Source organism: Cytobacillus dafuensis (assembly GCF_007995155.1).
Classification (GTDB): domain Bacteria; phylum Bacillota; class Bacilli; order Bacillales; family Cytobacillaceae; genus Cytobacillus; species Cytobacillus dafuensis.
The window spans coordinates 1,542,104-1,556,490 of record NZ_CP042593.1 but is presented as its reverse complement, the minus strand read 5'-3'; the positions used below and the strand labels follow the sequence as shown (position 1 = coordinate 1,556,490).

At 36.3% G+C, this 14,387-nt stretch carries 13 protein-coding genes; 5 read left to right on the top strand and 8 right to left on the bottom strand.

Going from position 1 to position 14,387, the window contains the following annotated elements; all coding sequences use genetic code 11:
* Window positions 1-11 precede the first annotated feature (11 nt).
* From FSZ17_RS07325 to FSZ17_RS07315, 3 genes are all read left to right on the top strand, one after another.
* Window positions 12-1,010, top strand: a complete 999-nt coding sequence (locus FSZ17_RS07325; protein ID WP_057774683.1) for an inorganic phosphate transporter — start codon at window positions 12-14, stop codon at window positions 1,008-1,010.
* A gap of 266 nt (window positions 1,011-1,276) precedes the next feature.
* Window positions 1,277-3,118, top strand: coding sequence for a dihydroorotate dehydrogenase (locus FSZ17_RS07320; protein ID WP_057774685.1), 1,842 nt, complete (start codon window positions 1,277-1,279; stop codon window positions 3,116-3,118).
* Between the two features lie 211 nt (window positions 3,119-3,329).
* The gene (locus FSZ17_RS07315) at window positions 3,330-4,631 is read left to right on the top strand and encodes an NCS2 family permease (RefSeq protein ID WP_057774688.1); all 1,302 of its coding nucleotides are present in this window, start codon (window positions 3,330-3,332) and stop codon (window positions 4,629-4,631) included.
* A gap of 60 nt (window positions 4,632-4,691) precedes the next feature.
* Here FSZ17_RS07315 and FSZ17_RS07310 read toward each other — a convergent pair whose 3' ends face one another.
* Window positions 4,692-6,080 (bottom strand): L-cystine transporter, encoded by a 1,389-nt coding sequence (locus tag FSZ17_RS07310; RefSeq protein ID WP_057774691.1) that lies wholly within the window; start codon window positions 6,078-6,080, stop codon window positions 4,692-4,694.
* 434 nt (window positions 6,081-6,514) lie between these two features.
* Here FSZ17_RS07310 and FSZ17_RS07305 point away from each other — a divergent pair, with 434 nt between their 5' ends.
* Window positions 6,515-6,703, top strand: coding sequence for a hypothetical protein (locus FSZ17_RS07305; protein ID WP_228460299.1), 189 nt, complete (start codon window positions 6,515-6,517; stop codon window positions 6,701-6,703).
* Between the two features lie 124 nt (window positions 6,704-6,827).
* Here FSZ17_RS07305 and proC read toward each other — a convergent pair whose 3' ends face one another.
* Window positions 6,828-7,631: a pyrroline-5-carboxylate reductase gene (proC, locus tag FSZ17_RS07300; protein ID WP_057774876.1), complete on the bottom strand. Its 804-nt coding sequence runs from the start codon at window positions 7,629-7,631 to the stop codon at window positions 6,828-6,830.
* Between the two features lie 409 nt (window positions 7,632-8,040).
* On the opposite strand from proC, the gene FSZ17_RS07295 reads away from it, so the two are divergent.
* Entirely contained in the window at window positions 8,041-8,949 is a 909-nt protein-coding gene (locus tag FSZ17_RS07295; protein WP_057774696.1) for a helix-turn-helix domain-containing protein, read from the top strand.
* Between the two features lie 41 nt (window positions 8,950-8,990).
* Here the strand turns inward: FSZ17_RS07295 and FSZ17_RS07290 are convergent, their stop codons facing one another.
* From FSZ17_RS07290 to FSZ17_RS07265, 6 genes are all read right to left on the bottom strand, one after another.
* Window positions 8,991-9,626: an NUDIX hydrolase gene (locus tag FSZ17_RS07290; protein WP_057774699.1), complete on the bottom strand. Its 636-nt coding sequence runs from the start codon at window positions 9,624-9,626 to the stop codon at window positions 8,991-8,993.
* Window positions 9,627-9,741: 115 nt separating this feature from the next.
* Window positions 9,742-10,698 (bottom strand): MBL fold metallo-hydrolase, encoded by a 957-nt coding sequence (locus FSZ17_RS07285; protein ID WP_057774702.1) that lies wholly within the window; start codon window positions 10,696-10,698, stop codon window positions 9,742-9,744.
* A gap of 72 nt (window positions 10,699-10,770) precedes the next feature.
* Window positions 10,771-11,397, bottom strand: a complete 627-nt coding sequence (gene kynB, locus FSZ17_RS07280; protein WP_057774705.1) for an arylformamidase — start codon at window positions 11,395-11,397, stop codon at window positions 10,771-10,773.
* 17 nt (window positions 11,398-11,414) lie between these two features.
* A complete protein-coding gene (kynA, locus tag FSZ17_RS07275; protein WP_057774708.1) occupies window positions 11,415-12,266 on the bottom strand; it encodes a tryptophan 2,3-dioxygenase in 852 nt (283 codons plus the stop codon).
* Between the two features lie 69 nt (window positions 12,267-12,335).
* Window positions 12,336-13,235: a nickel transporter permease gene (gene nikC / locus FSZ17_RS07270; RefSeq protein WP_057774711.1), complete on the bottom strand. Its 900-nt coding sequence runs from the start codon at window positions 13,233-13,235 to the stop codon at window positions 12,336-12,338.
* A 12-nt stretch (window positions 13,236-13,247) separates the two neighbouring features.
* Window positions 13,248-14,255 carry an ABC transporter permease gene (locus FSZ17_RS07265; RefSeq protein ID WP_057774713.1) on the bottom strand — a complete coding sequence of 336 codons (1,008 nt, stop codon included), beginning with the start codon at window positions 14,253-14,255 and terminating at the stop codon, window positions 13,248-13,250.
* Window positions 14,256-14,387: the final 132 nt, after the last annotated feature.

Sequence of the window (14,387 nt, the reverse complement as noted above, 5' to 3'; positions counted from 1 at the left end):
CCGAAAAGCAAATGGATGGAGTATTAATTATTACAATCTTAATCGTCATCGGAGCCTTAGCATTTGATTTTATAAACGGTTTCCATGATACAGCTAATGCAATCGCTACAGCTGTTTCAACGAAAGCACTAAAGCCTAGACATGCTATTATTTTGGCTGCAGTCATGAACTTTCTTGGAGCAATGACTTTTACAGGGGTTGCTAAAACCATTACAAAGGATATTGTCGATCCGTTTACATTGCAAAACGGATCATTAGTGATTTTTGCTGCTCTTATCGCTGCCATCTTTTGGAATTTAATCACATGGTATTATGGGATTCCGAGCAGTTCCTCCCATGCGATTATTGGATCAATTGCCGGTGCTGCTATTGCTGCAGCTGGTTTTTCAGCCCTAAATTATTCGGGATTCCTTAAAATCCTGCAGGCACTCATTTTTTCTCCAATAATTGCTTTTGTTGTTGGATATATTATTTATAGCATTTTTAAAGTAGTATTCAAAAATAATAACTTAACAAAAACAAATCGAAATTTCCGTATACTACAAATTTTTACTGCTGCTTTACAAGCCTATACACATGGAACGAACGATGCTCAAAAAGCAATGGGAATCATCACAATGGCCTTAATCGCAAACGGTTATGCAACAAGTACAGATATCCCGCTCTGGGTACAATTCTCCTGCGCACTCGCAATGGGACTTGGTACATCTGTCGGTGGTTGGAAAATTATTAAAACCGTTGGCGGAAAAATTATGAAAATTCGACCTATAAATGGAGTGGCTGCTGATTTAAGTGGAGCAATGATTATTTTCGGTGCTACATTTATTCATTTACCAGTTAGTACTACACATGTCATTTCTTCTTCTATTTTAGGTGTCGGTTCAGCTCATCGTCTGAAAGGTGTAAAATGGGGTACCGCTCAAAGAATGCTTATAACATGGGTCATTACATTACCAATATCTGCAACAATTGCAGGATTAATTTATTTACTGTTAAATGCATTTTTTTAATAAAATTTTAAAGGGTTTTAAGAAGGTGGACTGCTGTCACCTTCTTAAAACCCTTTTTTAGATTTTTTCCTCTTCTATTCATTTCTCTTTCTTGACTAATCGGAAAGTTTAAGTTTGTTATCGCCTAAAGTGAATAAATAGGTATGATATTATTTTGCTTATAATATCGCATAAGTAAAACTAAGTCATTCCCCAAAAAGGACTTGGCGAAGGCACAATTTTACTAATAAAATAGAGGTAAATAATCATTGTGGGAGGTTATCATTTTGCCTGATTGGTCCTACCACCCCTTATTTAAGCCTTGGCTTTCAATTCTTCCAGGTGCCTTTGGCAGAGAATTCATTCACCGGGGAATGAATTCCATTGTAATCATACCGGGCGGAAAACAATTGATTGAATTTTTAGGCCATATGGAGCCCTCTACAAAATTAAAAAAAAGCTTATTTAGCAGTTCCTTTTCGAGTCCAGTTGGTTTAAGTGGAAAAATAGATCCTAATTTATCTGGAACAACAGCTTTTTCTTATCTTGGATTTGGGTTTATTGAAGTGGGCCCGGTATCCTTATTTAAGAATGCCTCTTCAGAAAAAGCGACATTTAATAAAAGAACTCAAGCAATTGACTTCCCAAATCCGCTCGAGTCAATTGGAATTGAAAAAACACTTATCATGCTTAAAAAGCATAAGGCTCGTACTCCTATTTTTATCCGTTTAAATATAGAGCAAAATGATCCTGAAGATATCTTAAAGCTTACCAAGCATCTTCAGCCCTTTGCTGATGTATTTATTGTTGAATGGGGTCAGTTTAAGGATAACATTGATTTGATTGAGCAATTAGCAACAGATTGTGAAAAACCGATAGTACTTGCCATTTCTCATCATATTATGCAAGAGATGCTACGTGAATACCGACCATTTTTTTATACCGAAGCAATAAAAGGAATATTGATTGATGAAGCAAATAGTCATTCTACAGCTGAATTAGTTGATTCCTTAATTCAGCTTAATGAATTTGGACTTGGGAAAGTACCCAAGATTGTTTCGGGTGGGGTTTATGAACCAGAAGATGCTTTAAAATTATTTGAAAACGGTGCAGACCTTGTCATGCTAACCGATGGCTATGTTTCGTCAGGACCTGGTCTCCCGAAAAGAATTAACGAGGCGTTGTTAGATTCTTTGTCAAAAGAAGATGACTTGATTGAACTGCAAGGCTGGAAATGGTATTGGCTATTTGGATTCATTATTTTATGCGGAGGTTTGCTGGCATTAGCTTTCAGCATGACAAGAATCATTCTTCCGTATGATGAAGCATTTTTATTAATAAAAAAGGAAGAATTATTTGCTTTAAATCCGAATTTGCTAAAATTTATGTCACATGACAGAATGACCCTTGCTGGCACCATGATTTCTGGAGCTATTATTTATATGCAGCTAGCAAAAAATGGGGTCAGATTCGGTATGCATTGGGCAAGAAAAGCAATTAATATCGCTGCTATTACTGGATTTTTAGGAATTCTACTTTTTATTGGATATGGTTACTTTGATTGGCTGCATGGGATATTTTGGATTGTCCTTCTTCCCTTTTTTCTATGGGGAGTATTCCAAACAAAAACGGCCATTCACTCCCCTCTTTCAAAAAATCGAAGGAATACGTTCGCATGGAAAAAGGTCATTTGGGGGCAGCTTTGCTTTGTTATCCTTGGATTTTCATTTGTCATAGGAGGAATTGTTATTTCAACCATTGGTACGACGAGTATTTTTGTATCAACAGATATCGGATATATATGTATTCCTCCTAAGGTAATTAATAATATAAATAGCAATCTTATTCCTGTTATTGCACATGATCGAGCTGGTTTTGGCAGCGCATTGCTCAGCGTAGGTTTACTTGTCCTTATGACCGCCTTATGGGGATTTCAGCAAGGCGCAAATTGGGTATGGAAGACTTTCCTAATTGGAGGCATTCCTGCCTTCTCAGCTGGTATTTTCACACACTTTATTATTGGCTACACAACATTCATACATCTTCTCCCGGCTTATTTTGCCTTAATAATATATATTATTGGATTAATATTATCGAAACCATTTCTGTACAATCATTCAAAGGATTAAGCAAAAATATAAATTGATGGGCTAAGAGCTGTAACTAATGCTGCTCTTAGCTTTTTCTTTGCTTTTTATCCTTTTGGTATCTTCTTTCGCTCTTAGGAGTATGATTTCCTCATGTATAATAGATAATAAGGAATAAACTCTTGTTTTTTATCCTATAAACGAATATTATATAGGATGTGAAATTTAATGTTCGTATTCGGAGGACTTATAAATGTTTAAATTGAAGGAAAACAATACAAATGCTAAGACTGAGGTTCTTGCTGGGATTACAACCTTTTTAACTATGGTTTATATTGTTGTTGTAAACCCTGTTATTTTATCTGATGCGGGTGTACCGTTTGAGCAGGTCTTTACAGCGACGATTATCGCTTCGGTTATTGGAACACTCTGGATGGCACTCTTCGCTAATTATCCGATTGCCATCGCGCCTGGTATGGGCTTAAATGCATATTTCGCCTACTCCGTAGTAGGAACTCATGGCAATATTAGCTATCAAACTGCTTTTGCCGCCGTTTTTATCGCAGGATTAATTTTTATTATTTTATCCTTAACACCATTTCGAAAAAAATTGATTGAAGCAATCCCTGAAAATTTAAAACATGGGATCACAGCAGGTATTGGCTTATTTATAGCTTTTATCGGACTTCGCCTGTCAGGCATTATTACAAGTCACCCTACTAATCTTGTTGCATTAGGTGATCTCCATTCACCTTCAGCCATTCTCGCACTAGTAGGCCTTGCAGTTACGTTAATTCTAATGACATTGAATATTAATGGTGCCTTATTTTTTGGAATGATCATTACAGGATTAATAGCGTTCTTTACAGGACAGCTTTCTTTTGATCAAGGCTTTATGTCTTTACCATCTCTTCCAGATGGATTAATCGTACTTAATCCAATTGATGCAATTGGAGATGTCATTCACCATAGTTTATATGCCGTTGTCTTTTCATTCTTGCTTGTGACAATTTTTGATACGACCGGAACCATGATTGGGGTAGCTCAGCAGGCAGGATTAATGAAAGGCAATACAATGCCTAGAGCAAAAGAAGCATTGCTTTCTGATTCAATTGCTACTACTGTCGGTGCAATGTTTGGAACAAGTCCTACATCTGCTTTCATTGAATCATCTGCTGGTGTCGCAGCAGGTGGCAGAACAGGATTAACATCATTAACTGTTGCTGGACTATTTATTGTATCTGCATTCTTCGGACCATTGGTTAGTGCGGTTTCTGGAATTTCTGCTATTACTGCACCTGCACTTATCATAGTAGGAAGCTTGATGATGGGGAGTATTTCCAATATTAAATGGGGAGAGATCGATGAAGCATTCCCAGCATTCCTAATTATTTTAAGTATGCCGTTAACATCAAGTATTGCAACAGGAATTGCACTTGGTTTCATCTCATACCCACTTTTGAAAGTCGTAAAGGGAAAATGGCGGGAAGTCCATCCTTTAGTTTATTTATTTGCTGTTTTATTCTTTTATCAATTAGCCTTTTTGCCTCATTAATTCTTTTACAAAAAACAAAAACCGACAGGTGCCTGGCACTCGTCGGTTTTTGTCTTTTTATTATGCTTCCGCTTCAATTTTTTCCTTCATATCATTATAGATATTTGAATCGATTTCACCAGTTATTCTGCTTGTTAATATACCTGAAGTCATTGAACCACTTACGTTAAGTGCAGTACGTCCCATATCTATTAGAGGCTCAATGGAGATTAGCAAGCCTGCTAATGCGACTGGCAAGTTCAAAGCGGATAATACTAATATGGCAGCAAATGTCGCACCACCGCCTACACCCGCAACACCGAAGGAACTAATCGCTACAACGGCAATGACAGTTGCAATAAATGACGGAGATAATGGATCAATTCCAACGGTCGGTGCAATCATAACTGCAAGCATTGCAGGATAGATACCTGCACAACCATTTTGCCCGATGGAAAGACCAAATGAGCCTGCAAAGTTTGCAATTCCTTCTGGTACACCAAGTGATTTCTGTGTCTTGATATTCAATGGAAGAGCACCTGCACTAGTACGAGATGTAAAGGCAAATGTCAGTACTGGAAATACTTTTTTCACATATGTCACCGGATTTAGTCCTGCTATGGTTAATAATAGTAAATGAATTAAGAACATAACAATTAATGCAGCATATGAGGCAAGAACAAATTTTCCGAGCTTCAAAATTGCGTCAATATCACTCGTAGCAACTGTCCTGGTCATAATAGCCAGAACACCGTATGGCGTCAAACGTAAAATGATTGTAACAACTCTCATGATAATGGTGTAGAAGGCATCTACAATTTTTGCAAATAGATCAGCTTGTTCCGGCGATTTCCTTCTAACCCCAAGGTAAGCCATTCCTAAAAATGCCGAAAAGATGACAACTGAAATGGTTGATGTAGGTCTTGCACCTGTTAAATCTAGAAAAGGATTGGATGGCAGCAATTCAAGCATTTGCTGTGGTAAGGTTTTTCCCTCCACCTCTAGATTTTTTTGCTCAAGCATATCTCCTCGAGCCAGTTCAGCATCACCTTGTGTAATTTGAATGGATTCTAAATTAAACCCAACGGCCGATGCTATTCCTACTGCTGCTGCAATAGCAGTTGTACCTATAAGCAATCCAATAATAAGTGTACTAATTTTTCCAATATTATTGCTTAATTTTAATTTTGTAAATGCAGATAAAATAGATATAAATACTAGAGGCATGACGATCATTTGTAAGAACTTAACATAGCCTCCACCAACTAAATTAATCCAATCCGATGATTTTACAACGACTTCATCTGTTGGTCCATAAATGAACTGCAAAGCAAAGCCAAAAACAATTCCAAGCCCTAACGCGGTAAATACACGCTTTGAAAATGAAATATGTTTTTTTTGCATATAAATAAGACCGATAATAAATACTAACAAAATAGCAACATTTAGTATAACCAGCCACGTTGTCATAAATAAATCCCTCCCTAAACATAAAATATTTCATTGTTAAAAATATATATCTTGTATTCCTATTAGTCAAGTAGGAATTATAAGGAATTTCCTCCTTTCACTTTGTTTATATGTTTTATGCTGATCTTTTAAATTTGTTCTATAAAAAAATAACCCCTTTTCCATCTAATCCTACTACCATCCGGGTAATTGCGACAATTGCTGCAATACCGATCATAAGACTTAGGCTAGAAAATAAGTTCCTAATGCTTCAATATGTACTTCCTCTTTCGATAATCCTTCATTTTCTTAACTAATCCTGCGGACAGATTAATGCAGAATATTGTCGATTTATTATCATACTTAATACTTTTTTATTTTCGGGGTTTATTTTACAATTAAAAGGTATATTCTTTTTATAATAATAAAAAATTTTACATGAATAGGATGGTGTAATGATGGCAGATAGCAAAAAGGACAAAAATGAAAAAAGAGATTTAAACATTGGTTCAAATGTATCCTTAAATGGCCTTGTAACAGCTGTTTTTGACAATATGGTACATGTCCAGATTGGCGCTAAAATTGTTACTGTCCAAATGAAAGACCTATACTCAGGTCTTAATCAAACTTTACTTAAGAACTAAAATGAGCTGCACCGTCTCATTTTCAGATAGCGTAAAGCTTTCAATCGATGGCGATCCAATCCCTAAAATTAGAAAAACTTGGCGAATGCCAAGTTTTTCTAATTTTAAAGTTAATTCTGATCTTTTAAGAAAGTGATTTTGTCTTCTGATAACAACTTTCCATTGCTGATAGTACAGCTGCGCGAAACCCTGTTTTCTCAAGCTCAGCTACTGCTTCAATGGTTGCCCCTCCAGGTGTACATACTTCGTCCTTTAATTCTCCTGGATGTTTTCCTGTATCTAGAACCATCTTCGCTGCCCCTAAAACAGCTTGAGCAGCCAATGTATAGGCCTGTTTTCTTGTAAGTCCATTCTTAACTCCCCCATCAGCTAAAGCCTCGATAAACATATAAACGTAAGCAGGAGATGAGCCACTAATTGCAGGAATTGCATCCATTAATTTTTCATTCAATACTTCCACCTTCCCAAAGCACGAAAAAATCTGTACAATTTTACCCAGCTCATCCTCTGTTACGGCATCATTTGCACTAATCGCGCTCATCCCCTCACCAATTAGTGATGGAGTATTAGGCATAGATCGTACGGCCTTTATTTTTCGAGCAAATGACTCTTCAAGAAATTGCAAACTAATTCCCGCAGCGATTGTGATAATGATCGCATTAGGTTTAACCCAATCCTTTATTTCTTCAATTATGTGAAAGTGGAGATCTGGCTTAATAGCTAAAAATAGAATATCAGCTTGCTCTGCCACTTGTTTATTTTCTGTTGTTACTTGAATAGCAAACCTCTTTTTCACATGATCTACAGTTTCTTTTGAAACAGCGCTTGCCATCAACTGCTCAGGAGCAACATTATTTGATTTAAGAATGCCGCCAATAATGGCCTGCGCCATTTTTCCTGCTCCAATAAAACCAATCCTTTTACTCAATATCCACACATCCTGTTTTTTTATTTTATTATACTTTAGCTGCTGCAGAAACAATAGAAAGCCGACTCCTAATATACTAAGAGAATCGGCTATTGTAAAAGTTCAAAATATAGTCCATTTACTTCACAATCATTGTCATGAGATAATTTAATCAGAATATTCTTTGTCATGCTTCTGACATTCTATGGACAGGTCCTACCTCATGAGTTTCTAACATCTCCCTTTGTATGTATATCCCATTAAACCAAAACTAAATAATATAACGACATAGTTTTCCCATTTCCTTCCATCCCTTCCTTAGATGATATCAGAATTGAAATAAGTATGATTATTAGTTTCATTAATGGATCTATTGGGCTTAATTCTTTGTTTATCTATTTTATATTTTTCATAATTTGGAGGAAATATTATGGATTATGAGATTGGAAAGAAAATACGAGACTTGCGAAAGTATTGGCATATGACTCAGGAGGAACTCGCAAATGGCATTTGTACCCAAGGCTTGATTAGTAAAATAGAAAAAAATGAAGAGATTCATCTCTCTGCTCAATTACTCTATCAATTAAGCCAACGACTAGGGGTATCCATTGAATATTTCTTTTCTGATGCTGAGCTGCCAAGAATGAGCTATATTAATGACGCTTGTGCTCAAATGACAGCATTGATCCGCGCAAAGCAATATGAAGAAGCCTACCAATTAGTTAAAAAAGAAAAGAATAATCCCAGTTTCGAAAAACGTCCTCATCTTAAACAATTCCTTTTGTGGAGAGAATCCATATGTGTCAATTACATCGAAAATAACAAGGAAAAAGCACTGAAACTGATCAATGAGGCATTACTGCTCTCAGAAACGTGTGAAAAAAATTATTCATTACGAGAGTTGGATATATTAATTAGTAAAGCTATTTTTTTTGGTGAGCTTGAAAAATGGGAGTTAGCAGAAAACCTTTATGGAAAAATATTAATTTATGCGGAAAAGATACCTTACATAAAGGATCAAGCCATATTTATTAAACTATTCTATAATTCATCAAGAGCCTCATTTATTTTAAATAAGCATAGTCATGCACTTAACCTTTGTAAAAAAGGAATAAAAATGTGTATGGAGGTAGAAACCTATTATCTTTTAGGCTATTTATTATATCAAAAAGCAGAAATTCTTTATGCAATTGAACAAACATATTCATTTGAAATTCTAGATCTTTACAAACGAGCTCTATGGGTATTTGAAAAAAGCGGAGATATTAGTAATTATGAGATAATCTTTAAAAAACTCAATAGCTTAAATTTAGAACATCCCGAAAGAAAGCAATCTTAAAGAAATTTAATTATAAGTATTAGCAAAAAGCGGAGAAGATTTTAAGGCAAATCTTCTCCGCTTTCCTCTATCATTTCCATAAAATGCTTAAGTATTTTTGCCGTAAGTCCCCAGATGACCTTATCTTCAAAATAATAAAAACACTCTTCCATATTCCTCAATTGCCAGTTATATTTTTCCCCGCCAGCAATATGATGAAATGGGAAATCCCTTTCTGGCTCGATCTTGTAGCGAACTTGAAAAATTTCAGGCTTGGATTGTAAAAGAAAAGAGAGCGGTACTGTGAAGATCTCCTCCACTTCACTTGGATTTACTTGAATGTCTTCATAATTCTTGATAAAGCCAACGAATGGATAGATGATTGTACCAAAAGGAGAAATCATATAGTCTAATTGTGAAATATGATGAATGCTATTCTCTGTTATCCCTAGCTCTTCTGATGTTTCCCTCACGGCAGTATACCGCTCATCCTCATCAGAATGATCCACCCTTCCACCTGGGAAACACACCTCACCAGGCTGCCTTCTTAATTGCAGAGATCTCACTTCAAATAGAATATGATATTCACCTTTAACTTGAACCAAGGGCAGCAAAACCGCATATTTAGAGAAATTCTTACTTCCAAGAATGGTTGGTGTACGATTATTGATTTGATTAATTAATTTTTGAATATCCACATCATACCTCCATTCTAATTTTACTCTAATATTATTATAATATTATTTTATGAATAAGTTTTAAAAAAAGGACTTCCCTCATAAAAGGAAGACCCAGTACAAACTTTTTTTCATTTTATTGATTTTTCTTTAGCAAATAATCGATGATTCCCATTGATCCAACCGTTAAATCCAGTTGAATAATGTCCGATATATCTCCATCTAAAGAAATATTCTTTTCTGTTAGGTAACTCATTATTTCCTCAAATAAAAGATTGAATAAAGAATCATTTTTTTCTTCAAACGATGCATTTGGATTTTCGCACCAAACTTTTTCCCCCGCAGCCATAAATTTAGGGAGCCAAAACTTTAATTGTTCATAAACATGCTGAGGATTTGATGTCATCCCATAATGACCAAAATATATTCGTTCAATATCAAATGATGCGATTTTTTCCATTGATTCAAGCATGGCGTCAGGATCAAACTGATTTGGAGAGGTTGAAGGAAGTATTAATTCTACACCTTTTTCAAAAAGCTGTGGATAGAGGACGCCAATTGTATCTCCTGTAAATACTCCTTTACTAAATGAATCATAGATAGAAAAGTGGTGCTTGGCATGCCCTGGAGTATCTATAAATGTTAGAATGCGATTTTCCCCAATTTGCAGTGTATCTCCATCCTGCATAATGATAAGTCGATCTTCTGGTACTGGTAAAATTGGATCAAAAAGCGAATCAAATTTATCTCCATATACTGCTTTTGCCCCTTGGATTAGCTTTGAAGGATCTGCTAGATGACGCTCGCCTCGTGGATGAACAATAACTTTTGCATTAGGACAGCTTCTAAGAAATAATCCTACCCCTCCAGCATGGTCTAAATGAATATGAGTTACGATAATATTCTTAATTTGTAAAGGGTCAACGCCCAGTTCCTTTAATCCCTTTAAAATAAATGGAATGGAGGGACTTGCACTTGTTTCAATAATAGTTAGTTCCTCTTCATGAAGAACATATGAGCCAGTTCTCTTCTCTTTTTCTAAATCATATGCGTCAATTAATGACACAGAAAAACCTAAATCCGTTACATTCATTACCCCTAATTCCACCTTTCAAAAAATCACTTTAATAAATTCTTCGATTCCATTAGGTGAATATCCTTTATATTAGTCTATTTTTTTCAATACTGCTCGTACCGGACTTCCATCTCCTTCAACAAGAGGCAATGGCAAAGCAGCAAGCTCATAATCTCCCTCGTCAATATCATCCAATACAAGGCCTTCCAAAATATGCAGTCCATGTCTAGTAAGCTCATGATGAGCAGGTAATTCCTTACTATCTAAAGGATCAACAGATGGCAGGTCAAGACCGATAAGTCTTACACCTATTTCAGCTAAATAACTAGCAGCTTCAGGCTCAAAATGAGGAATGTTTTTCGGAAACTCTGAACGATTCGTCCATGCACCTGTATTGATTAATAATCGAGTAACTCCTGAAAGATTATGCTCTTTTAATTCATTTACACAAATACTCTTTGTATCGTGGAGATGAATAACACGGGCAGGACCGATGTATACATTTACATCTAAATCAATGACTCTCTTCCCATCGTTATCGAAATGGAATGGTGCGTCAATATGCGTTCCAGTATGGGTGCTCATCGTTATTTGACCCACATTAACTGATCCACTGTCCTCCATGCTCCAGCTAATCTTATATGAAAAAGGAGTATCACCTGGCCAAACAGGGATTTTATTATCTAATCTTTGAGATATATCAATCCACTTATTCATGCAAATCTCCTCCACATTTAAAGCTTTGTTCTTAGGCTCCATAACTCAGGAAAGAACTGATGATCAAGCACCTTTTTTAAATAATTTACACCTGATGATCCCCCAGTCCCCTTCTTATTACCAATAATTCTTTCAACTGTGCTCATATGATTGTATCGCCACAATTGCTGCTGGCTTCCTATATCGACTAGCTTCTCTGCTAATTCGTAAAGATCCCAATATTTATTTACATTTCGATAAACTGTCAGCCAACCTTCCTCTACACTCATATTTGACTCATATGGCAATGACCAATTTCTATTTAATACCTTTTGATCAACAGGCAAGCCTCTAGTTGCTAAAGCTTGAATGGCAGCATCATAAATACTTGGTTCATTAAGGGCGTTATCCAATGTATCATATAGGACCTTATCATGTTGATAAACTAATAGAGTATTGGGATTTTTATGTCCAAGTGCAAATTCTATTAATCGATTTTGATAGGACTGAAAGCCTGACGAATGACCTAATTTCCCGCGAAATTGTAAATAATCAGCTGGGGTTAATGTAGACAAAACGCTCCATGATTGAATTAACTGCTGCTGAATTCGTGAAACACGTGAGAGCATTTTAAAAGAAGAATCTAGATTATTTTTTAGAATACATTCAGTGGCTGCAGAAAGCTCATGAATGATTAATTTCATCCAAAGCTCGCTAGCTTGATGGATGATGATAAATAGCATTTCATCATGATGTTCGGATAATCTATGCTGGCTAGATAAGATTTTATCAAGATGAAGATAATCTCCATAGGACATGTCTTTACGAAAATCAGTTTGAATTTCCTTTTCAAAGCCTGTTGTTTTTTCATTTTGATTTTTGTTTTCCATATTAATCTCTGATTCCCCTCGCATTCTTTATTTTTAAAATGATAGAGACTCCCCATTGGAGTCTCTATCTTATTGCTTCATTTTCGGATCGAGGGCATCTCTAAGCCCATCTCCCATTAGGTTAAAGCCTAAAACTGTTAGCATGATTGCTAACCCTGGAAAAATGAGAGTCCATGGAGCCTGAGTGATATAATTTCTAGAATCTGCAAGCATTTTCCCCCACTCTGGTGTTGGAGCTTGAGCTCCCATTCCAAGGAATCCTAATGCAGCAGCTTCAATAATTGCAGTAGCAATCGCAAGTGTGGCTTGAACGATTACAGGTGAAATACTATTAGGCAAAATATGCCGGAATAGAATTCGAGTATCTTTCATTCCTACTGCACGTGCTGCCATAATGTATTCTTCTTGTTTAATACTCAGCACCTTTGACCGTACGAGCCTTCCAAAGTTCGGGACGTTTATAATTGCAATGGCAATCAAAGCATTTTGTAATGATGGTCCTAAAATAGCAACGATTGCAATAGCCAAAAGAATGCTTGGAAATGCTAGCAGGATATCAAAGATTCGCGAGATAACTGCATCGACCCAACGACCATAGTATCCAGCTACAATTCCTAAAATCGTCCCAAAAACGACCGATCCTAACACAGAAAAAAATCCTACCCATAATGAAATCCTTGCTCCATATATAACACGCGAAAAGATATCTCGACCAAAGTCATCCGTACCGAACCAATGCTTGCTCGAAGGAGCCTGCATTCTCTCTGCTAAAACCTGTTCTTTAAAACTATACGGAGCTATATAAGGAGCGATTATTGCTAATATGATAAAGAAGATGACAATACCTAAACCTACTAAAGCCATTCGATTTTTAGAAAACGACAGCCAAGCTTCCTTCCAAGGAGGAGTTAGCTTCTCTTCTGTGGATATCGACGGAATATTTTCCGTGTTTTTTGCGAGTTCAGCCACTAATAATCCCTCCTATTTTGTATACTTAATTCTCGGGTCGACAAAGACGTATAACAGATCAACGATCAAGTTTATCAAAACAAAGATCGCTGCAATGATTAATATTCCTGACTGAATCACTGGATAATCACGGTACAAAATAGCATCGTATAAATATCGGCCAATTCCCGGCCAGCCAAAGATCGTTTCAGTTAATATCGCTCCGCCTAACAATAATCCAGTTTGCAAACCGATAACTGTAAGAACTGGAATGACTGCATTTTTTAAAGAATGCTTATACACGACCCAGAACATTCTTAATCCTTTTGCTCTAGCAGTACGAATGTAGTCTGATTTCATAACCTCCAACATCGTGGCACGTGTCATTCTTGCAATAATGGCCATCGGTATCGTGGCAAGAGCAAAGCTCGGTAAGACTAAATGCTTAACAACTGTAGCAAACTGGTCAAACCTTCCTTGAATTAATGTATCGATTAAATAGAGATTTGTAATGGCAGTTACTGGGTCTCTGACATTCTCCCTTCCTGTTGTTGGAAATAATCCTAATTCATTGGCAAATCCCCATTGCATCATTAAACCAAGCCAGAATATCGGCATTGATACCCCAATAAGTGCAAGGAGCATGGCAAAATAATCAAACCATGATTTTGAAAACCATGCACTAATGATTCCAGCATTTACGCCAATAACGATAGCAATAATCATTGCAACAAGTGTCAGCTCAAATGTCGCTGCCAAGAATGGCCATATTTCTTCGTTTATTGGCCCCCTTGTCCTTAATGAAGTGCCCAAATCTCCATGTAAAAGTTTATTAATATAATCAAAATATTGTATGTACCATGGCCTATCCAAACCTAATTCCTTCGTTACCAGTGCGATTGACTCTTGTGTTGCCCTTTGACCAAGAATGACCTGAGCAGGGTTACCAGGAATTGCATGAATGATTGCAAAAACAATTATTGTCATTCCAAATAAAACGGGTATTAATGATAAAATACGACGAACCGTATAAGTGAACATGCTTGTCACCCCTTTTGTGCCATTTGCTTAGAGAAACTTGACGTTCGCCAAGTCCTTTTTTGCGAATGCCTTAGTTTTCTCTGTGCGATCTTATTAGCAGATATTAAATTAAAAACACACCATACTTTAGTA

What these genes read in the sequence shown, in the direction of transcription:
- FSZ17_RS07295 (WP_057774696.1), top strand. Translation starts at nt 8,041, where the DNA reads ATGGATTATGAGATTGGAAAGAAAATACGAGACTTGCGAAAGTATTGG.
- FSZ17_RS07285 (WP_057774702.1), bottom strand. Translation starts at nt 10,698, where the DNA reads ATGAATGTAACGGATTTAGGTTTTTCTGTGTCATTAATTGACGCATAT.
- FSZ17_RS07265 (WP_057774713.1), bottom strand. Translation starts at nt 14,255, where the DNA reads ATGTTCACTTATACGGTTCGTCGTATTTTATCATTAATACCCGTTTTA.
- kynB (WP_057774705.1), bottom strand. Translation starts at nt 11,397, where the DNA reads ATGAATAAGTGGATTGATATATCTCAAAGATTAGATAATAAAATCCCT.
- FSZ17_RS07310 (WP_057774691.1), bottom strand. Translation starts at nt 6,080, where the DNA reads ATGACAACGTGGCTGGTTATACTAAATGTTGCTATTTTGTTAGTATTT.
- FSZ17_RS07315 (WP_057774688.1), top strand. Translation starts at nt 3,330, where the DNA reads ATGTTTAAATTGAAGGAAAACAATACAAATGCTAAGACTGAGGTTCTT.
- FSZ17_RS07325 (WP_057774683.1), top strand. Translation starts at nt 12, where the DNA reads ATGGATGGAGTATTAATTATTACAATCTTAATCGTCATCGGAGCCTTA.
- kynA (WP_057774708.1), bottom strand. Translation starts at nt 12,266, where the DNA reads ATGGAAAACAAAAATCAAAATGAAAAAACAACAGGCTTTGAAAAGGAA.
- FSZ17_RS07305 (WP_228460299.1), top strand. Translation starts at nt 6,515, where the DNA reads ATGATGGCAGATAGCAAAAAGGACAAAAATGAAAAAAGAGATTTAAAC.